Genomic DNA, 20,835 nt, shown 5'->3' on the forward strand with positions numbered 1-20,835 from the left:
CACTACGTTCGGAATGACAAAGGTGAGTTAATCAGAGCCTCCTTAACCCTTAAATGAATAGAATGGAGACAAAATGAGTCACACCCTTTATGAAACCAAGATTCAACGCGTACAGCGTTGCGAACTGGCTGTACCTGGTTCCCGCCCCGAAATGTTTGAGAAAGCGCTGAAAAGTGGCGTGGATTTTATTTTTCTTGATCTGGAAGATGCCGTTGCGCCAGATGACAAATTATCTGCACGCAAAAATATTATCCAGGCGATCAACGATCTCGACTGGAAGGGGCATGGCATTACCCTTTCTGTACGTATCAACGGCCTGGATACTCAATACATGGTGCGTGATGTCGTGGACCTGGTCGAACAGGCTGGACACAAGATCGATACGCTGCTGATCCCCAAAGTTGGAGTGTATTCGGATGTTTACATGGTGGAGGCCATGGTCAATCAACTTGAAATTCAGCAGAGACTGAAAAATCGGATAGGACTGGAAGCACTGATCGAAACCGCGCTGGGCATGGCCAACGTCGAGGATATCGCGCGCCAGGGAACTCGTGGCCGCCTGGAAGCCTTGCATTTCGGCGTGGCGGATTATGCTGCCAGTAACCGCGCACGCACCACCAATATTGGTGGCCTCAACCCCGATTACCCCGGCGATCAATGGCATGCCGCCATCAGCCGTATGACTGTAGCTTGTCGCGCATTTGGACTGCGTCCGATCGATGGCCCATTTGGCGACATTCAAGATCCAGAGGGTTTCAAGCTGGCGGCAAAACGTGCAGCCGCTCTGGGTTGTGAAGGCAAATGGGCCATTCACCCATCACAAATCACCTTGGCCAACGAGATCTTTACCCCTCCTGCTACGGAGGTAGAAAAAGCAAAACGTATCCTGGCCGCCTTAAAAGAAGCCGCTGCACAAGGCAAAGGCGCCGCCGCGCTGGATGGCCGTCTGATTGATGCCGCCTCCGAAAGAATGGCCAACAATATCGTCAAAATGGCTGAAGCCATCGCAGCCAAATAATTTGATTGTTGATCAATAGGCATAAACACCTGTAGAAATAAATAAATACCGAGATAGAGGGAGAAATTAATTGGATATCCACGAGTATCAGGCCAAGGAAATTCTGGCGGAATACGGTGTCAAGCTCGCCAACGGCGGCCTGGCACATACGGTTGAAGAAGCGGTACAGCGCAGTCGTGAAATTGGCGGAAATATCTGGGTCGTCAAGGCGCAAATTCACTCAGGCGCACGTGGCAAAGCGGGTGGCGTGAAACTGTGCCGGACGCACGAAGAAATAGAGTCAACCGCAGAAACGTTGCTGGGGAAACGACTGGTGACCCACCAAACCGGAGCGGTCGGCAAACTTTGTACCAAGCTGTATATCGAGGCGGGTACCGATATAGCCAGGGAAATTTATCTTGCATTGATGATTGACCGCAGCCATGAACGGGTCATCATCGTGGGGTCGGCCCAAGGCGGAATGGACATTGAAACGCTGGCGGCAACCAACCCGGATGCAATCAAGAAAATCTATATCGAGCCCGCCGTTGGGCTACAGGATTTCCAGGCAAGAAAAATGGCCTTTGCACTGGGGCTGGATGGAGAATTACTCAATATTGCGGTCAAGATGATCAAAAGCTGCTACCGGGCGCTTCGCGACAATGACGTCAATATACTCGAGATCAATCCTCTGGTAGTCACCCGGAATGGTGAATTGATCGCACTCGATGCCAAAATGAGTTTTGACGAAAATGCCCTGTTTCGACGTCACCGCATTTCCGAACTGCGTGATAACACCCAGATTGATCCTCGGGAAGTGGCGGCAGCTGAAGCCGGTCTGAGCTATGTTGGCCTGGATGGTGATATTGGCTGCATGATCAATGGCGCAGGGCTTGCCATGGCAACCATGGATATGATCAAACTGGCAGGCGGTGAACCCGCTAATTTCCTGGATGTCGGTGGTGGCGCTTCAGCAGAGCGTACTGAAAAAGCATTCCGTCTGGTACTGGCAGATCAGGGTGTAAAAGCGATGCTGGTCAATATCTTTGCTGGCATCAACCGCTGTGACTGGATCGCCGAAGGCGTGGTGCAGGCGGTACGTAATATCGGGATGACGCTGCCCCTGGTGGTGCGTCTATCCGGAACACATGTCGAGGAAGGTCGCCGCATTATCGCTGATAGCGGCTTACCTATCATCACGGCAGAAACCCTGGCCGAAGCAGCTGAGAAAGTCGTTGCGGCGCGCAACCAGGTAGTCGCCGGCTGATTACACACAAAGAAAAGGAACATAACTGTGGCAATTTTGATTAATGAACAAACACGCATCATCATCCAGGGATTTACCGGCAGAATCGGCACCTTTCACGCCCAGGAAATGATTGACTATGGATCCAATGTGGTCGGAGGCGTCACACCGGGAAAAGGTGGCCAAAAACATCTGGGTCTGCCTGTTTTTAATACTGTCAAGGAAGCCGTCGAACAAGTCGGAGCGGAAGCCAGCATCGTATTTGTACCGCCTGCTTTTGCCGCCGACTCGTTGATGGAAGCGGCAGATGCTGGAATCAAATACTGCGTATCGGTCACTGACGGAATACCGACTCAAGACATGATGACCGTCAAGAATTTTCTGCGTCGCTTTTTGCCAGAAAATCGCATGATGCTGACTGGACCCAATTGCTCCGGCACGATCAGCCCAGGGCGAGCGATGCTGGGAATCATGCCAGGACATATTTACGCCCAAGGCGTAGTTGGTGTCGTTGGCCGCTCCGGCACATTGGGCTATGAAGCGGCGGACCAGATGAGGCGGCTGAATATCGGCATTTCCACGTCAGTGGGTATTGGCGGCGACCCAATCATTGGCAGCTCGCATCGTGACGTGCTGGAAAAACTGGAACAGGATCCCGAAACCAAAGTGGCACTGATGATTGGCGAAATTGGTGGGCCAATGGAGGTGGATGCCGGGCTGTTCGCCAAAGAAAACATGCGCAAACCGCTGGTTGCTTACATCGCAGGCTTGACTGCACCTCCTGGAAGACGCATGGGGCATGCCGGTGCGATTATTTCATCCGCCGGAGAAAGTGCAGCTGAAAAAGTCGAAAGATTGCGGGAATTGGGCGTAACCATCTGTCCCAACCCTTCCCTGATGGGACAAACAGTGGCAGAAGTATTACGAAAAATTCAATAGCGCATCACAACTCGGCCACATTTGAGAAATGCCGAGGGCGTCTTTAAAAACCCAGGATTTAAAACAAAATTTTTAGAGATGCCCTCCAGATACGTCCCAATGAGGAGTAGTTTATTAGCACAGATGGCGCAAGACGCCATTCATGCCAGATATTCACCAAGCCATTCTTCTGGTACCCCTGGCACCTCTCCCACTTCAGAATTAGCCTGGAAACATGATGAATTTCAGGCAATTCTTACTTGACCCGAATTTCCTATATACTACGTTGGCATGTGTTTTATCTGCGTTGCGACCAGCAATCTCATCAGAATAAACAGAGAATCACAGGCCACAAATAATGTAATCGCATAAATAGCCAATTATTCGCTTCTTTATCTGAACCTCGGCCAACCTGTCATCTGTTTTAATCCCTGAAGTCTAATTGCCTCGCTTTCCACTCCTGTTTGCTTAATGCTGTTAATTAAATCCACCCCAAGATTACTAGGCCGGTTACTTTGCCTATACAGCATGGCAGCAGCCCTGCCTGTCTACGCCAATACCCGTCTCGAAGAATTAAATCTCGAAGATCTGATGAATATCAGTATTACGGGCGCCTCAAAATACGAACAAAAACAACAGCAAGTTGCTGCTGCTATCAGCGTCCTCACCCGCAATGATTTTCGAACCTATGGCTGGCGCACGCTCAACGAGGCCTTGGCCAGTTTACCTGGCGTCCATGCCACCCATGACAATCAATATAATTATCTGGGGATGCGGGGATTGGGCCTGCCTGGAGATAGCAATACTCGTGTACTGATTACGATCAATGGTAATCGCATTAATGATGCCACCTACGATGCAGGACCAACCGGCCGTGATTTTCCGCTTGACATCGATCTGATCGAACGCATTGAATTCATTCCGGGACCCGGTGGTGCTGTATACGGACAGAATGCCATGCTCGGCGTGGTTAACGTGATCACCCGTAAAGGTGAAGATGTCAAAGGGGCGGAGCTCTCCGCTTCCTACCAGACAGCGGAGGTCATGCCGCAGGGGCGCTTTACGCTTGGTAAAAAATTTGTTAATGGGCTGGATGCGCTGGTTTCCATTTCAGGCATGCAATCACGTGGCACCAATCATTTTTTTGATTTTGGCGATGCCGGTGTGGCAGGCGTGGCACGACATATGGATGGTCAAAATATCAAACAACTCTTTGCACGCGCCGCTTACGGACCGTTGTCATTCGATTTTATCTATGGTGATCGCCGCAAGGATGATTCAACCGGCGCCTTCCGCAGTACGCCACTGGTGGATGGCGCGTTTACCCGCGACCGCTACCTGAATACACAAGTCCAGTATAACGACAGTTTCGCTAACGGCACGCTTAACGTACTGGGACGATTGTTTCTTGGCCATTACCGCTTCAATAACGTTCTTTTCTTTGATGGCCAGCCAACCGAAAGTACCGGGCCCAGCAACTGGCACGGTGCCGAAATGCGCCTGCTCTCCACAGCACTGGCCAATCACGCCCTGATGCTGGGTGTCGAGTATCAGAACAATACCGATATCAGGCAAACATTCCTGAATCCGGCCGACGCTCTTGCCAATGTGGCTGTCAATACTTCGGTATTGCGCATCGGGGTATATGCACAGGATGAATGGCGTATTAGCGATACGCTCTCGGCTACGGTGGGCCTGCGTTATGACTACAACCAGTGGATCGGCAGCCGACTCAGTCCGCGAGGCGCATTAATCTGGCAGGCAATGCCACAAACAACCTTCAAGGCGCTCTATGGCCGGGCGCACCGCTCACCCAACTCGTTTGAGCGTGACTTCAGTGATGATCTGACTCAGGTCGCCAATCCAGGACTACGCAGCGAATCGATCGATACGATTGAGCTGGTAGCCGATTATCGCCCGCTGGCCAACATGAATTTGCGCGCGACGGCTTACGCATGGGATATGTATAATCCGATTGCCCTGGGAATCAACGGTGATACTGGTCTTCCCCAATTTCAGCAGACTACCGGCAAGATAAAAGCCAGGGGAGTAGAGTTATCCTCTGACACAACCTGGAGCTGGGGTGCGCGGCTACGGGCAAATTTTGGTGTACAGAATGCCAGGCAGCAAGGTTCGCATCTGTCCAACTCACCCACTTATCTGGGCAAGCTGAATCTTTCGATTCCTGTACCGTTGATGACCGGTTTGCGTGCTGGCTATGAACTGCAGTATTTCGGCAAACGTAAAACCCTCGATGGCTCGGACACCAATAGCTATCTGCTTTCCAATCTGAGTCTGATAACTGATGTACGCTGGGTAAAAGGCCTGGAAGCATCGCTCAGTGTTTATAATCTGTTCAACAAGCATTACGAACATCCCGCAGCCGATACCAACTGGCAAAACAGTTTTGCGCAACCTGGCCGGACTATCCGGCTAAAAATTGATTACCGCTTCTAGCAGATATGTCTGGTAATCGCTCTCCTGTCACAATGCTCAGTCCTCCCAGGGGCTCATGACATTATTCAGACCCTCATACCTGTCGCTGCTATGGCTCTTCCTGATATACATCAGTAACAGGCAGCCAGACAAACCAATCCGACAGATTATTTTCGCCGGTATATCGATAGGGCTACTGTGCGGATTTACACCCGTCAACTACATGCCATCGGCCCATGCGGAAGAGTTATCTGAATATCGCCTGAAAACCGCATTTCTTTATAATTTTGCGACCTTCACGCAATGGCCGCAGGATGATCAGCCAGCCTTCAATGTCTGTATATACGGGCCCAATCCCTTTAATGGTCATCTGGAAAATCTGCAAGACAAGAAAATTACCAATCGCCCGGTTAATATCCTTTTCAGTCAGCCCATTAATAAACTCCATGATTGCCATCTTGTTTTTATCAGTCGCCCCGCAATAACCAATCTCAACGATATTCTCGACGCCTTGAAAGACAAACCGATCCTGACCGTTGCCGATTCACCCAATGCTTGCCAAAAAGGAGTGGCGCTCAATATGGCTATCGAGAATGGCAAAATCACCTTTGAGGCCAATCCTGCTGCGGCTCAAGCAGTTGGTCTGAGCTTCAGCTCGCAGCTGTTGCGTTTTGCTAAAAAGGTCTATTCACAATGAGACAGACAAAACCAGGCCAGATAACTTTGCGTACCCGATTGCAACAAATCAATCTGGTCACGCAAGGGACTGCCATGCTGCTGGTAGCTGCCATCATCATTCTGAGCACTTTTGTCATCAGTTATTTCTCTTTGCTGGAATCCAGCCGCTCAACTGCGAAGATACTGGCGGAAAATGCGATTGCCACTCTGATGTTTCAGGATACGGCAACCGCGCAGACCCTGTTAAAATCCCTTAGCAATACCCGGGAAATTCAGGCTGCTGCCATTTACAACGAAGCCAGGCAACCCTTCGCTGAATACACGTCAGGTGAAACCCTAATTCCGCATATGTTATTTTCTCTTCAGGAAAATACGCATACCCACATCCACTTCATTACGATTACGCAACCCATCTACTTCAATGAGCAACTGCTGGGAAGCATTTATCTAAAAATTACCCTATTGCCGCTATATTGGCAGATATTATGGCAAGCTATCATCACCATTGCAGCCGCCTTGTTCGCGCTGGTGGTTGCCTATTTCCTGCTGCAGCGGCTCAATCGATCCGTACTCAACCCTCTCAAGCATCTTTCAGTAGTCATCACGCATGTTTCGGACCATGCTGATTATGCTATTCGCGCACAATCCAGCAACATCTCGGAATTGAACACACTCGCCGAAGGTATTAACAATATGCTGATCATGCTGCGTGAACGCGATCTGAAGCTCGCCAGCTATCTTGATCATCTTGAAGAGGAAGTCGGCAAACGTACTGAAGAATTAGTAGATGCCAAGGAAGCGGCTGAATCCGCCAGCAAAGCCAAGAGCGAATTTCTCGCTACCATGAGCCATGAAATCCGCACACCTATGAACGGCATTCTGGGCATGTCCGAGTTGCTGATCAATAGCAAACTAACCGACGATCAGCGCCGTTTTGCACAAACCGTGCAAAGCTCGGGACAGCACCTTCTAGGGATTATCAACGACATTCTCGATTTCTCCAAAATTGAATCCGGACATCTTGAACTGGAAACTATTGATTTTGACCTGGTTAGACTCGTTGAAGACACAGCGGTTATGTTCGCTCAACCGGCTGATGAAAAAGGTCTGGAACTGGCAGTACAGTTTATTCCACCGGTACAACCCTTTCTAGTGAAAGGTGATTCTTTTCGCTTACGCCAGATTCTTGCCAACCTGTTGAGTAACGCAATCAAATTTACAACCCAGGGTGAGATTGTTATCCGTACCGAACTGCTGGATAAAACTGCTGACTGTTCAACCATCCACATTACGGTGGAAGATACGGGCATCGGTATTGCTACTGAGCATTACGATGAGATATTCAAACATTTTGCACAGGCTGATGGCTCTACCACACGGCAATTTGGTGGAACCGGACTTGGGCTCTCCATCTGTAAGAGCCTGTTGGAATTGATGAAAGGCAGCATTCAGGTTGAAAGTACGCCTGGAAAGGGTTCTAAATTTCATATTCATCTCGAACTGGAAAAATCCAGGCTCGATAATAATTTTTCCTGGAATACCGATAATTTACAGGGAATCAAAGTACTGGTAGTCGATGACAACAAAACCAACCGTGAAATTCTGCAGCTGCAGCTTGAAAGCTGGCGCATGCATGCTATCTGTGTCGATGGAGCCAAATCTGCGTTAGAGTCCCTGATTAATGCCTGGAAAGCCGACCAGCCATTTCAACTGGCGATACTCGACGTACATATGCCTGGAATGGATGGCTTGCGGCTTGCCGAAGCCATCCATACTGATACTCGAATCAGCTCGACCCGGATGATGATACTCACCTCCACCTACAGCAACGCCAGCCAGCTTGAAAGGCAGAGAATCGGCATCTCTCGGTGCGTCAACAAACCCATTCGCCAAGTAGAGCTATTTGAGGTTATCAGCGATGTCATGCGGCGAACTCCTGACACCTCCATTGCCACCCGGCTGGCATCACCGATACCAGCGCCTGCCCCACCTTCAGCCATCCTGCACGGAAGCGTTCTGTTAGCCGAAGACAACATCGTCAACCAGCAAGTAGCCAAGGCCATGCTGGCAAAACTTGGCCTGGAAACGGTAATTGTCAGCAATGGCGCGGAAGCGCTCGACCTGATTCGCGATCATTATTACGATATCATTCTGATGGATTGCCAGATGCCGATAATGGATGGTTTTACCGCGACCACGCATATTCGTGAGCAATACCAGGCGCGGCCACATTTACCGATCATTGCGCTGACTGCCAATGCCACAGAGAATGATCGTATCAACTGCCTGAATGCCGGTATGGATGATTTTCTCTCCAAACCATATACACTGGAGCAACTGCGACAAAAACTGCTGCGCTGGCTGCCGCAAGACAAACTGGATCGGGCAGATACTGACAATATGAATATTGCTGACACCGCACCAGAATCCGCACCTGCAGCAGATAATCCGCCTGTTCTTAATCCGGCATTGCTGGATCAGATTCGAGAGCTCGACACTTCCGATGAAAAAACACTACTTCACCGGATTCTCGGTGCTTATCTCGAATCAGCTGATGATTACATAAACCAGCTTGAGCAGGCCATCGCCCATCAGGATGCTGACAGTCTGCGTCGAGTAGCGCATACTCTAAAATCCAGCTCGGCAAATATTGGCGCTGAAAGCCTGTCAGCTATTTTCAGACAGATGGAAGTCCACGGACGAGCCGAAAATATCGATGCAGCAGCCTTGCTGCATTCAAATATGCAGCTCTACTATCAACGGGTTATCCTTGAGATTCACAAAATAATCGATCAGCCATGACTCCACAAGTTTTCAACGTCCTACTGGTAGATGATGATATAACGGCCAGATATCTGATGCAGGCCGCTCTGGAGCAAGCTGGCTTCAAGGTGACATTGGCCTGTAATGGAGGAGAGGCGATTCGTCAATTTATGGTTTCTCCCGCCGATATGGTCATGCTCGATGTTGAAATGCCCGGTATGGATGGCTACCAGATCTGCCAGCAAATACGCCAACTGGCGGGCGACGAGCTGCCGATCATCATGGTAACCGGTATGGATGATGTGCAATCAATCAATCATGCCTTTGAGATTGGTGCAACCGATTTTATCGCCAAACCAATCAACTGGAATCTGATCGGTTATCGTATTCTCTATCTGAAACGCGCTTATCTGAATCTGCTCGCACTAAAAACCGCCAATGCGCGCAGCAAGGCCATTTTCAGCGCACTTCCCGATACCATGTTTATTCTGGACAACCGGGGCAACATCCGTGATGTTCTGAGTCATTCCAGCCATGGTTGCTGGTTGGGTACCAATGTGGATAATCACCTCGAGCAAGCTTTGCCAGCTGATATCGTCCAGTTGTACCTGGAAGCCCTGTATACCGCGCGCCAACTCTGCCGAATAGAGCATTTTGAATATCAACTCGAAGTAACCAGGAATATTATCAATCATTTCGAGTGCAGAATCGTCACCATCGATGACAACGAAACACTTTGCCTGGTTCGTGATATTACTGAGCGCAAAGATGCGGAGCAGCGCATCATCCAGCTTGCCTACTTTGACAGCCTGACCGGACTACCTAATCGCCAATCCTTTCAGGAGCGCCTCAGACAGGAGATTGAGCGTGCTAAACATACCCAAAGCAAGCTGGCTGTACTATTTCTCGATCTGGATGGATTTAAAAGTATCAATGATGCATTGGGGCACAATGCCGGTGATCTGATTCTGCAATGGACGGCAGATCGCCTCAAAGACAGCACCCGTTTTTCGGATTTTGTCTCGCGTAATAGCACAAACGAATCCAATATTGAACTGTCACGGCTCGGCGGGGATGAATTCACCGCTATCATTCCCAATCTGGCCCGCATTGAGGATGCCCTGCTGCTGGCGCAGCGGATTCATGCCACCATGCGCCGCCCGTTTCATCTGGATACGCGTGATGTGGTTCTGACCACCAGTATCGGTATCGCTCTCTACCCCGATGATGGAGAAAATAGCGAAGATCTGCTCAAACACGCGGATACGGCCATGTATCACGCTAAGAATGAGGGGCGGGACAATTGCCAGTTTTACAGTGTTTTACTTACGCAACAGGCAGAAAAACGGTTAAATCTGGAAAATGATCTGCGTAATGCGTTACTGAATCAGGAATTTTACCTGCTCTACCAGCCGCAATTTGATATCGCCAGCGAACGCATCCGCTCAGTAGAAGCGCTGGTGCGCTGGCAGCATCCCCAACAGGGGCTGATTTCACCGCTGGATTTTATTCCGGTTGCAGAGGAAACCGGACTCATCATGCCACTGGGAGAGTGGGTACTGCAAACCGCGTGCGCCGATGCAGCAAAGTGGTTACAGGTTGGGCTAACGCTACAGGTTGCGGTGAATCTGTCACCGGTGCAGTTTAATAATCCCAATCTGGTTAGAACCGTTCACGACATTCTGGCTCAGACCGGCCTCCCCCCCAACCAGTTGATTCTGGAAATCACAGAAGGCGCATTGATGGACCATACAGACCATACTGTTGCCACACTCCATGCATTACGCGAGCAGAATATCCAGATCGCACTGGATGATTTTGGTATTGGTTATTCTTCAATGAATTACCTCAAACGCCTGCCCATCAACAACATCAAGGTCGATCAAAGCTTTGTCCGTGGTCTGCTGGATGACAAAGACAGTCTGGCCATCGTACGCGCGATCATTTCATTATCTAAAAATCTTGGCTTCAACCTGACTGCCGAAGGTGTCGAAACACTCGAACAGGCACAGGTATTGAAATATTTTGGGTGTGAAGCCCTGCAAGGCTATTATTTTGGCAAGCCTGTCAGAACGGAAGAGATATTTTCCCTGGCAGAAAAACAGTGGTCAATAGGAGAATGTCCATCACCGGGCATCTATTCTGAAAATAACGAATAGGCATCGCTAAATCAGATCACAGGTTAATACTGCGGCCACCATCGACCGCGATAATTTGCCCCGTAATATAGGGCGCCTCCGCAATCAAAAAATACACCGTACGGGCAATATCCTCCGGCTCCCCCATACGTTGCAGCAGAGTTCTGCCAATAATGTGATTGCGTCCTGCTTCATCCTGCCATTCTCCGGTTTCCGGCCATAGAATTGGCCCCGGTGACACACCGTTGACGCGGATCAGTGGCGCAAGATCCACTGCCAAAGAGCGCGTCAGACCAGCAAGACCGCTCTTGGCTGCATTGTAGATCGCATAATGCTTTAGAGGATGTTCGGCGTGGATATCCACCACATTGACAATACAACCCTGTTGCTGCCTGAGAAAAGGCGTGGCTGCCTGTGACAAAAATAATGGAGCCTTGAGATTACTACCGATCAGCTCCTGCCAGGCAGCCTCATCACACAAACCAATCGGGGTTGCAAAAAAGCTGGAGGCATTATTGACGAGTGCATCCAATTGACCAAACTGACGTATCGCCTCGTCAATCAACGCCGAAATCTGCGCCATATCCAGCAAATCTGCCTGTACTAATACCACGGATGAGGGTCGTGATTGTTCGAGTTCCTGTTGCAGACGTTCTCCTTCGGCACGGGACGAACGGTAATGAATGACCAGTCTGGCGCCACGCTGATGAAGCCAGCGACAAATCACGACACCAATACGTTTAGCCCCACCCGTCACCAATACGACCTTATCTTTCACGTTTTTTTCCCTCGCTTGCGCTACACTCCTCACCTGCAATCTACCATATTGACGCCAAATCGTAATGAATTTACCCTTACCTGATCCACTCGCACGCCAACACAGCGATAGATTAATCACTCTGCTACGGGAGCAGATTAATCATGCTGGCGGCTGGCTATCTTTTGCGGACTACATGCAAACCGTGCTGTACAGGCCTGGGATGGGCTATTACAGTACAAATATGGCCAAATTTGGTGAGTCTGGTGATTTTGTTACTGCACCGGAAATATCTTCACTGTTTGGTCAAACGCTTGGACGACAGGCCGCCCAAATATTGGCTGAAATTCCACATGGCTCAGTTCTGGAGCTAGGCGCAGGATCAGGCAGGTTAGCAGTGGACATGCTACTGGCACTTGAAGAGCTTGGGCGGTTGCCCCTTCATTACGACATACTCGAAGTCAGCGCTACGCTACGGCAACGTCAGCAAACAACCATCAAGCAATCCCTGCCACATCTCGCACAGCGGGTACGTTGGCTAGATACCTTGCCGGAACGTTTCGATGGAATCATGCTTGCCAATGAAGTACTGGACGCGACACCGGTACATCTGACTGTCTGGCAAAACGGCAATATTTTTGAACAGGGGGTTACCTGGCATGATCATACTTTTTTCTGGCAACCCAGACCGCTGAGCAACGAAGTATTACTGAGCATTGCGCAACGACTCCCGCCAGCTCAACATAGGGAGGAAACGGGAGATCGTTACCTCAGTGAAATCAGTCTGACCAGCCGCCGACTGGTTCGCTCGCTGGCAGAAAGATTGCAGCAAGGCGTTATGCTGCTGATCGACTATGGCTTTGGTGAGCGAGAATATTATCATCCACAACGCTGCCAGGGCACCCTGATGTGCCATTACCGCCACCATGCACATGATGACCCTTTCTATTTGCCGGGTCTGCAAGATATTACCGCACATGTGGATTTTTCTGCTGTGGCTGCAATAGCGCTGGCAGAAGGCTTGCAGCTCCAGGGCTACACCACCCAGGCACATTTCCTGATCAACTGCGGGATCACCGACCTGCTGGCAGGCGCTCCCGCCGATCAACCCGGCAGTTACTTACCTCTCGCCAATCAGGTACAGCGTCTGGTGAGTCCGGCAGAAATGGGGGAGTTGTTCAAAGTTATCGCGTTCGGTAAGTCGCTGGATTTACCACTGCTGGGATTTGGCCGAGGTGATTTGCAACGGTTGCTCTAATCCAGCAAAGCTTCGATTCGCCGACTGGCCGTTTTAAGCGTAACACTGGCTGCACGCATTCCCCTACCCAGACGCAGCAATTCGGCCAAATAAACTTGCCGTCGTATCAACAGCGCCAATAAAGACAGTGGCTTGACGCCACCATCCGCATGCAGCGCACTCAGCAAGACCGCTGGTGGCGAGTACTGCACTGGATCGGTAATCGCGCGCACGGCAATGAATGGAATATTTTTATCCTCTGCCACCATGGCAATCGCACCACTTTCCATGTCTACCGCACAGGCGCCAGTTTTGGTAGCCAGCGCAAGTTTCTCCTGCTCGGATGTCAGGACTCGCTGACTGGCTGCTAAAACGCCCTCAATCACATTCATTTCACCGGACAGATGGTGCAGGAAGGTTGCACGTAACCGACTGTCCGCCGGATAAATCTGATCGGCAATCACTGACGCTGGCACCACCAGGTCACCGGAATGTAAGCGCGCATTCAACGCACCTGCCACCCCAAAACTGATCAACGCAACCACACCATGCTGATCGGCAAGTTCAGCAGCAGCACGCCGCGCGGCCTGTGCACCCATACCGCATAGCGTAACCATCAGTTTTTCGCGAATAACGATCGGTTGATGCAGCTGAAAATGTTGCCGGGCAAGGCATCTGGCTTCTGCCTGCATGGCAATTACGACACCAATGCGCTTCACGTACCGGTCTGATTGGTCAACGTGCTGTACCGGTTCAGTGCCCACAGTGGAAAATACTTGGAATAACCGTGATATTTGAGATAAAACACCTTGGGGAATCCCGGTGCAGTAAACCAGGGCTCGTGCCACAGACCGTCCACCTGTTGCCTGGCGATCAAATAGTGAATGCCGTCGCGTACCGCCTGGCTATCCGCCTCACCTGCGGCCATCAGCCCCAGTAGCGCCCACGCAGTCTGAAATGACGTACTTTCCTGCATCTGCCCAGCCAATCCCGGATCCAAATAGGAATCATTGCTTTCTCCCCAGCCGCCATCCGGTCGTTGCACCGATTTCAACCACTGCACCGCACGGCGCACGGCTTCATGACCGGGTTCAATCTTTGCCAGACGTAATGCCTCGAGCACTGACCACGTACCATAAATGTAGTTGCTTCCCCAGCGGCCAAACCAGGCGCCACGGGGTTCCTGCTCAGCGAACAAATATGCCAGACCCCTTTCTATCGCGGATTGATGGCGTTCTTTGCCGTACAACGCAAGGAAACCGACACAGCGCGCTGTAACATCACTTGAAGGCGGATCGAGCAATGCGCCGTGATCAGCAAAGGGAATATCGTTGAGGTAATAGTAAGTATTGTCACTATCGAATGCAGCAAAACCACCGTCACTTGATTGCATGCCAGCAAGCCAGTCCGCAGCCCGTTGCAGACTTTCCTGATATCGTTCGGCATCAGCCTGTTGCAACGCCCAGGCGGCAGCAGCCGTATCGTCCAGATCGGGGTAATGTGGGTTGGCATACTGGAATGCCCAGCCACCACCCGGTAAATCAGGATGCCGATCACGCCAGTCACCGGGTTCATCCAGAATCTGCAGGGGCACCAGCCAGTCGAGCGCACGTCGTATAGGTTCGCTATCCTTATTTTGATGACCATCTTGCAACGCCAGACAGGTCAGCACGGTATCCCACACGGGAGACACACAGGGCTGGCACCATGCCTGCTCGCCTTCCTCGACCACCAGATTGCGTAATGCCTTACGGCAAATTTGCCGGGAAGGATGGGCATAGTCATAGCCCAGCCAGGCCAGCGCCTCATAGGCATTGACCATCGCCGGAAAAATCGCACCCAGTCCATCCTTGCCGTTCAGCCGCTCCATCATCCATTGTTCGGCAAGACGTAATGCCTTGCGACGAATAAATGAGGGGATCAGTGGTTCCAGCATCGAACCCAGGCGTTCAACGTACAGCAGCACGCGATTTAACCAGGTTCGAACCGGAAAATAATTCCTTTCCTCTTCCGGTGGGACAGTAAATAATTCCTGAATGTTTACCTGCCTCGGATTGATAGCTTTGGCCTTGAGCGTACACAGTATGGAAAGTGGTACGGATACGGTTCGTGACCAGTAGGCGATCTTGCTTAAATGAAACGGGAACCAGCGTGGCAGCAGCATAATTTCCGCAGGAACAAAAGGCACGCCGCGCCAGGGAATCTGCTGATACATTGCCAGCATCAGGCGAGTAAATACATTGGCACGCGCTGCGCCCCCATGCGCCAGAATGGCCTCGCGCGCGCGCGACATATGCGCAGCTTCAGCGGAGTCTCCCGCCAGCTTTAACGCGTAATAGGATTTGACGCTACAGCTCATATCAAACTCACCTGCATAATACAGTGACCAACCCCCATGCTCCTGCACCTGCTTTGCACGGATAAAATTCGCCAGTTTCGCCTCCAGCGTCAAGTCGATCTCATCCATGAAATGCATCATCAAGATATACTCAGCCGGAATCGTACAATCCGCCTCAAGCGGCCAGCACCAGTAACCATCTTCCTGCTGCAGATCCAGCAGAGCGGTGCGCGCCCTGGCAACTGTATCTGCCAATACAACGCTACTGATTTCTCCACGCGCTTTTGCCTGATCCGCTGCAGTCGTCCATTGATTGGACAGGCTCATTTTCTGAACTCCTGTCATCGCTTTTTTCAGGATAGGTTGTTGCGGCAGACCAGGCGGGAATGTTGGAAATTGTCTCATTTCTTCAAAATCACTTTATTGTTAAAATTTTTTCTCTTGCGGAAAAGCAGCATTATCCGAACTATCTCTCATGTCCATCATGGGGTCATCGAGAAACAGCTGGTCATACAGTGTAGCGGGTAATTTGCCATCGTGAATCAAGAAGGCGCGTTGTTGTAAAAAAGCCTCACGGACAAACAAATAAGGGTCAAGCGCACTTTGATCCCGCACTTTCATGGGCCCTGCAAGTTTGGAACGCTTATCGATAACTCGTAATACCACAAGTGGCAATAGCGCCGGACCGCTCAATGTATACGCCAGAAAAAACATGCCATCGGTAAAAAAACTGAAAGGAATATCGAAAACATCACGCTGGGTACTGGGACCATGAACCGGAATAAATGTATAGGAACCCGTATTTATCCCCCACACCGCTAGAGTTTGCCCAAAATCCTCATCATTTTCTGCAAAACCCATATGCCCGGCCATATCAGCCAGACCAAAAATACCAATTGTTGAATTGATCAAAAAACGTAACGTATCCGAAAACCCCTGACGGACTTTACCTTGCAGGAAACTATTCAGCGCTACACTTGGATAGGACAGATTGAGATAAAAATTACTGATCGGCCGCCGCACCGCTTCGGGTGCATGTGCCAAATAGGCATCGGCAAGGGGTTCCAGGTATCGGCGATCTATCTCGTCCGTGAAACGGTAGGCTTTCCGATTGAATGATTCATATGGATCGTGAGCATCTCTCGGTTGCGCTTCCCTCGATACCGAAGCGCATCCGACACAACCTGACAGCACCAGAAAAAAAATAATCCACTTAAAAAACTGAAAGTTATTCCCCAAGGCAACATTATTCCTGTTGTTATTGTTAATAGCATGCGCGAGTAATCCTGGCAGCAGCGCTTGTATCAAATCCGCCCACTTCCACTTCAATTACACCCGCCGTTCACCATGCACCACCTCGACCAGTTTCAGTGCCTGCAACTCCATTTCCAGTACCAGTGCATCTACCCTGGCGCGGAAATGCCGGTAAAAAATCATACTGGGTATCGCCACCAGAATACCAAAGGCCGCATTATATAACGCTACTGAAATCCCATGAGCAAGCTGCACTGGATCGCCACCCGTCGGTGTGCCCGCACCAAAGATATCGATCATGCCAATCAAGGTACCAAACAATCCCATCAACGGGCTTAATGAAGCAATGGTTCCTAACGTGGTAAGGTAACGCTCCAGGTCATGCACCACCACCCGTCCAGCTTCTTCAATCGACTCTTTCATGACCTCACGTGAGCTATCGATATTCTTCAGACCGGCAGCCAAAACCAGACCCAGCGGTGAATGCTCCTGCAAGCGTGTAAACATCTCTGCACGCACGCCAGTTCGACGAAATTCCTGCAGCACCTTCGGTAATAAGTCTCTGGGCGAAACTTTATCGATACGCAAACTCCACAGTCGTTCACCGATGATGCCCACTGCAATGATCGAGGCGAATATGATTGGCCATATTGGCCACCCCGCCGCTTGAATGATAGAAAACACGCATTAATCTCCCAGATTGTTAAAAGTTTGGTTACGATACGCTGTCACCGAGTCCAACTACTCGCCCGGATATTATCTGTGCTGCACCGGATTTCCACATCACTTTTTTTAGTGCGCCTCTAAAAACATTCATTTTTTCGCAGGATGGTGTAGCGCATCCCTCCGGCTGAGAACGTTAAAGTTTTGGAAAGCGAAATGTTATGCACAAAATCTGTGGATAACTATGTGCATAAATGATGAACAATGTGCCTAAGCTCCCATTCATCCATGCTATTTTTTGAATTGCCTAAATTTTAATCCAATAAATTATACCATAAAAACAACAATTTATTTGACAGCGCTGTTTATTCTGGAATTTTACTATTATATTGTGCCGGTTGAAAAAAATTGTGGATGATTGATAAATGTCAAGATGAATATCGGATTAAATCCCATAGCAAATAAAACCCTTTGGCGTATCAGCGAATTAAACCAGAATGTTCGTCTTATTCTTGAACAGGCTTTCCCACTGTTGTGGGTAACCGGCGAAGTCTCCAATCTCAAGCGCTACCCATCCGGACACTGGTATTTTTCCCTGAAAGACGATAGCGCACAAGTGCGTTGCGTCATGTTCCGTCATAAAAATACTGCGTTGGACGGGCACATCGAAGAGGGTATGCAGATAGAAGCGCAAGTATCGGTCACGCTATATGAAGTCCGTGGAGATTTTCAGCTGACAGTTGAATACCTGCGTCGCGCGGGTTCAGGCAGACTATTTGAAGCATTTGAGCAGCTGAAAACCAAATTACGCCAGCAAGGCTTGTTTGATGCTGCCCTCAAACGTTCGCCGCCAGCTCATCCTAAACAGATTGGAATCATTACTTCCTCTCATACCGCTGCGCTTCGGGATGTATTGATTACGCTGCGCCGGCGTATGCCCGTCATTCCCGTCATCATTTATCCTGCACCGGTACAGGGTGAAAATGCGGCGGGCCATATCGTCACTGCCTTGCAAGTGGCTGCACAGCGTGCCGAATGCGACGTACTCATTGTTTGCCGTGGTGGCGGTTCAATTGAGGATTTATGGGCATTTAATGAAGAAAAAGTTGCGCGCGCAATCGCTGCCTGCCCCATTCCAGTTATCACCGGTATCGGCCATGAAACCGACTTTACCATCGCTGATTTTGTTGCTGATGTACGCGCGCCCACCCCAACGGGTGCCGCACAGCTGGCTTGCCCTGACATCAGGGAAATACAGCAGACAATGCGCCAGTGGCAGCATCGTTTACGACAAAGGATGGCACGTAAAATTGAATCCTGTCAGCAAACTGCTGACCTGCTTGCCCACCAGCTGATGCACCCCGGCGACAGCATTCGCCAACAACAAGACAACCTCGCACAAATCCAGCAGCGATTACGACGTGCTGGCACAAGGCAATTAGAAATACATCAGTGGCACGTTGAAGTCTTGAGGCAGCGCATGGCTGTCAGCCAGCCCGATATGGCAAAAAGCAAACACTATCAACTTGAGCTCGCCACCCGCCTGGCACGCGCCATGAATAACCGCATGCAAACCCTGACGCATTCAATAACCGGGTTTGCAAAACAACTTTCGCATCTCGACCCACAAGCGGTGCTGGCGCGTGGCTATAGTATCGCCTATACTGCGCAGGGCGAGGTCTTGCGCCATTATCGGCAGGTGAGCACCAAAGACAACTTGCAGATTGTGCTGGCTAACGGCAAGGTTCATGTCAGCGTAGTCAAATCCCTAAAATAACCAGGAGAAATCTGTCATGTCCCGTTTTTTTCTCGCGTTGGGTGCATTCAATGCTTTTCTCTGTGTTGCGCTCGGCGCCATGGGGGCACATGTGCTGAAAACGCAATTGACCGCCGACATGCTGGCGAATTATCAAACCGGTGTGCAGTACCATTTTTATCATGCATTGGGATTGATACTGGTCGGATTACTGCTCGACCGCCTGCCCTCCTCACGATCACTTAAAGCTTCCGGTATTCTGATGTGTGCCGGTATTCTCTTTTTTTCGGGCACCCTCTACGTTATCAGCCTGACCGGCTTACGCGGACTAGGCATGATCGCCCCATTGGGTGGCACCTCCTACATGAGTGCCTGGCTGTTTCTTACCTACGCCGCCTGGAAATACAAATCGGCATGATCTCTCGCAGACACCCAATACACAACAATTCTCACACAGCAGCCCTTTTCACGAATGACTGAACGCTTTTTCGCTACCTGTCCACGCGGACTGGAAGCCATTCTCGCAGAAGAACTGGGGCAGCTGAATATTACTACCAGCAAGCCACTGAAAGGTGGCGTAGCTTTTCAGGGAGATTGGGCAGCCTGTTACCGGATCAATCTGCAAAGCAGAATCGCCAGCCGGATTTTATGGCAGGTGGCGCAGAACCCTTACCAGAATGAAAATTCCATTTATGACATAACTAATGCCCTGCCCTGGCAGGACTGGTTTACACCGCAGCATTCCATCCGCGTCAACCTGACTGCAATCAAGAGTCCACTGCGCAGCCTCGACTTTGCCACACTCAGAATCAAGGATGCCATCTGCGATCAGTTCCGGCGGCAGGGTGGCGAGCGTCCAAGCGTGGATACCGCCAACCCTGACATGCGCATTCACGCTTTTCTCGAACAAAATCAGTTGACGCTCTATCTTGACACTTCAGGTGACGCCCTGTTCAAACGGGGCTTGCGCCAGTCTCATGGAGAAGCACCGCTACGTGAAAACCTTGCTGCCGGTCTGTTGGCACTCTCCGGCTGGACTCCGGGTACACCGCTGCTGGATCCGATGTGTGGCAGCGGAACCCTGCTGCTGGAAGCTGCGCAAATCGCCTGCCGCATTGCACCGGGAAGCAATCGGCACTTTGCGTTTGAAAAACTGAATTTTTTTGATGCCACCTTGTGGTCACAGCTCAGACAGACCGCTATCGCACAGCAACAACCTCCTGTATTTCATGATATTTATGGCAGCGACTTATATGGTGACGCGCTGGCAGACGCACACAATAACCTCAACCATGCCGGGTTGACTGCCTGCGTCCATCTGAAACAAGCCAATGTACTGGAAATTTCGGCTCCGGCACCATCCGGCATTCTGCTGACCAATCCGCCTTATGGCGTGCGTGTCGGTGATGCGCAAGATCTGCTCGAACTGTACCCCAAACTGGGGGATGTTCTCAAACGCAAATTCAGTGGCTGGTACGCATATCTTTTCACTGCCGACCCCATGCTTGCCAAACTGATCCGGTTGAGTCCCTCGCGTCGTACACCGTTATTCAATGGCGCGCTGGAATGTCGACTGCTGGAATATAAACTGGTCGCAGGCGGTATGCGCAAACCCAATTCCACGCAGATAACCCCAATTAACCACTAAAAAAAA

16 protein-coding genes are annotated in these 20,835 nt (G+C 50.5%); 11 read left to right on the top strand and 5 right to left on the bottom strand.

Annotated elements, in window-relative coordinates:
* Window positions 1-73 precede the first annotated feature (73 nt).
* The 7 genes from IPG31_04940 (at window position 74) to IPG31_04970 (ending at window position 11,197) form a co-directional block, all read left to right on the top strand.
* Window positions 74-1,018 (top strand): CoA ester lyase, encoded by a 945-nt coding sequence (locus IPG31_04940; GenBank protein MBK6617733.1) that lies wholly within the window; start codon window positions 74-76, stop codon window positions 1,016-1,018.
* Window positions 1,019-1,088: 70 nt separating this feature from the next.
* Window positions 1,089-2,264, top strand: a complete 1,176-nt coding sequence (locus tag IPG31_04945) for a malate--CoA ligase subunit beta (protein ID MBK6617734.1) — start codon at window positions 1,089-1,091, stop codon at window positions 2,262-2,264.
* Between the two features lie 27 nt (window positions 2,265-2,291).
* On the top strand, window positions 2,292-3,182 hold the full coding sequence (gene sucD / locus IPG31_04950) for a succinate--CoA ligase subunit alpha (protein ID MBK6617735.1): 891 nt from the start codon (window positions 2,292-2,294) through the stop codon (window positions 3,180-3,182).
* A 507-nt stretch (window positions 3,183-3,689) separates the two neighbouring features.
* Window positions 3,690-5,618 carry a TonB-dependent receptor gene (locus IPG31_04955; GenBank protein MBK6617736.1) on the top strand — a complete coding sequence of 643 codons (1,929 nt, stop codon included), beginning with the start codon at window positions 3,690-3,692 and terminating at the stop codon, window positions 5,616-5,618.
* A 55-nt stretch (window positions 5,619-5,673) separates the two neighbouring features.
* On the top strand, window positions 5,674-6,294 hold the full coding sequence (locus IPG31_04960; GenBank protein MBK6617737.1) for a YfiR family protein: 621 nt from the start codon (window positions 5,674-5,676) through the stop codon (window positions 6,292-6,294).
* The gene (locus IPG31_04965; GenBank protein ID MBK6617738.1) at window positions 6,291-9,077 is read left to right on the top strand and encodes a response regulator; all 2,787 of its coding nucleotides are present in this window, start codon (window positions 6,291-6,293) and stop codon (window positions 9,075-9,077) included. Before IPG31_04960 ends, IPG31_04965 begins: the two co-directional genes overlap by 4 nt.
* Window positions 9,074-11,197, top strand: coding sequence for an EAL domain-containing protein (locus IPG31_04970; protein MBK6617739.1), 2,124 nt, complete (start codon window positions 9,074-9,076; stop codon window positions 11,195-11,197). The genes IPG31_04965 and IPG31_04970 overlap by 4 nt, the downstream gene beginning before the upstream one ends.
* Window positions 11,198-11,213: 16 nt before the next feature.
* Here the strand turns inward: IPG31_04970 and IPG31_04975 are convergent, their stop codons facing one another.
* On the bottom strand, window positions 11,214-11,954 hold the full coding sequence (locus IPG31_04975) for a pteridine reductase (protein ID MBK6617740.1): 741 nt from the start codon (window positions 11,952-11,954) through the stop codon (window positions 11,214-11,216).
* 64 nt (window positions 11,955-12,018) lie between these two features.
* Between IPG31_04975 and IPG31_04980 the strand changes: the two genes are divergently transcribed.
* The gene (locus IPG31_04980) at window positions 12,019-13,191 is read left to right on the top strand and encodes a class I SAM-dependent methyltransferase (GenBank protein ID MBK6617741.1); all 1,173 of its coding nucleotides are present in this window, start codon (window positions 12,019-12,021) and stop codon (window positions 13,189-13,191) included.
* Here IPG31_04980 and IPG31_04985 read toward each other — a convergent pair.
* The 4 genes from IPG31_04985 to IPG31_05000 form a co-directional block, all read right to left on the bottom strand.
* Window positions 13,188-13,889: a purine phosphorylase gene (locus IPG31_04985; protein ID MBK6617742.1), complete on the bottom strand. Its 702-nt coding sequence runs from the start codon at window positions 13,887-13,889 to the stop codon at window positions 13,188-13,190. The genes IPG31_04980 and IPG31_04985 overlap by 4 nt on opposite strands.
* On the bottom strand, window positions 13,886-15,835 hold the full coding sequence (gene shc / locus IPG31_04990; GenBank protein MBK6617743.1) for a squalene--hopene cyclase: 1,950 nt from the start codon (window positions 15,833-15,835) through the stop codon (window positions 13,886-13,888). Before shc ends, IPG31_04985 begins: the two co-directional genes overlap by 4 nt.
* Window positions 15,836-15,934: 99 nt before the next feature.
* Window positions 15,935-16,747, bottom strand: a complete 813-nt coding sequence (locus IPG31_04995) for a VacJ family lipoprotein (GenBank protein ID MBK6617744.1) — start codon at window positions 16,745-16,747, stop codon at window positions 15,935-15,937.
* A gap of 90 nt (window positions 16,748-16,837) precedes the next feature.
* Window positions 16,838-17,446, bottom strand: a complete 609-nt coding sequence (locus IPG31_05000) for a MotA/TolQ/ExbB proton channel family protein (protein MBK6617745.1) — start codon at window positions 17,444-17,446, stop codon at window positions 16,838-16,840.
* 412 nt (window positions 17,447-17,858) lie between these two features.
* Here IPG31_05000 and IPG31_05005 point away from each other — a divergent pair, with 412 nt between their 5' ends.
* From IPG31_05005 to IPG31_05015, 3 genes are read left to right on the top strand one after another with little or no spacing between them, the layout of a single operon-like run.
* A complete protein-coding gene (locus IPG31_05005; protein ID MBK6617746.1) occupies window positions 17,859-19,202 on the top strand; it encodes an exodeoxyribonuclease VII large subunit in 1,344 nt (447 codons plus the stop codon).
* A 16-nt stretch (window positions 19,203-19,218) separates the two neighbouring features.
* The gene (locus tag IPG31_05010; protein MBK6617747.1) at window positions 19,219-19,599 is read left to right on the top strand and encodes a DUF423 domain-containing protein; all 381 of its coding nucleotides are present in this window, start codon (window positions 19,219-19,221) and stop codon (window positions 19,597-19,599) included.
* Between the two features lie 54 nt (window positions 19,600-19,653).
* Window positions 19,654-20,829, top strand: coding sequence for a class I SAM-dependent RNA methyltransferase (locus tag IPG31_05015; protein MBK6617748.1), 1,176 nt, complete (start codon window positions 19,654-19,656; stop codon window positions 20,827-20,829).
* Window positions 20,830-20,835: the final 6 nt, after the last annotated feature.

Origin of the sequence: Nitrosomonas sp., from assembly GCA_016703745.1 — a bacterium.
Classification (GTDB): Bacteria; Pseudomonadota; Gammaproteobacteria; order Burkholderiales; family Nitrosomonadaceae; genus Nitrosomonas.

Bases quoted from the DNA above. Each gene is read 5' to 3' on its own strand.
- IPG31_04940 (MBK6617733.1), top strand. From the start codon at position 74: ATGAGTCACACCCTTTATGAAACCAAGATTCAACGCGTACAGCGTTGC.
- IPG31_04955 (MBK6617736.1), top strand. From the start codon at position 3,690: ATGGCAGCAGCCCTGCCTGTCTACGCCAATACCCGTCTCGAAGAATTA.
- IPG31_04960 (MBK6617737.1), top strand. From the start codon at position 5,674: ATGACATTATTCAGACCCTCATACCTGTCGCTGCTATGGCTCTTCCTG.
- IPG31_04965 (MBK6617738.1), top strand. From the start codon at position 6,291: ATGAGACAGACAAAACCAGGCCAGATAACTTTGCGTACCCGATTGCAA.
- IPG31_04970 (MBK6617739.1), top strand. From the start codon at position 9,074: ATGACTCCACAAGTTTTCAACGTCCTACTGGTAGATGATGATATAACG.
- IPG31_04980 (MBK6617741.1), top strand. From the start codon at position 12,019: ATGAATTTACCCTTACCTGATCCACTCGCACGCCAACACAGCGATAGA.
- shc (MBK6617743.1), bottom strand. From the start codon at position 15,835: ATGAGCCTGTCCAATCAATGGACGACTGCAGCGGATCAGGCAAAAGCG.
- IPG31_05005 (MBK6617746.1), top strand. From the start codon at position 17,859: ATGAATATCGGATTAAATCCCATAGCAAATAAAACCCTTTGGCGTATC.
- IPG31_05010 (MBK6617747.1), top strand. From the start codon at position 19,219: ATGTCCCGTTTTTTTCTCGCGTTGGGTGCATTCAATGCTTTTCTCTGT.
- IPG31_05015 (MBK6617748.1), top strand. From the start codon at position 19,654: ATGACTGAACGCTTTTTCGCTACCTGTCCACGCGGACTGGAAGCCATT.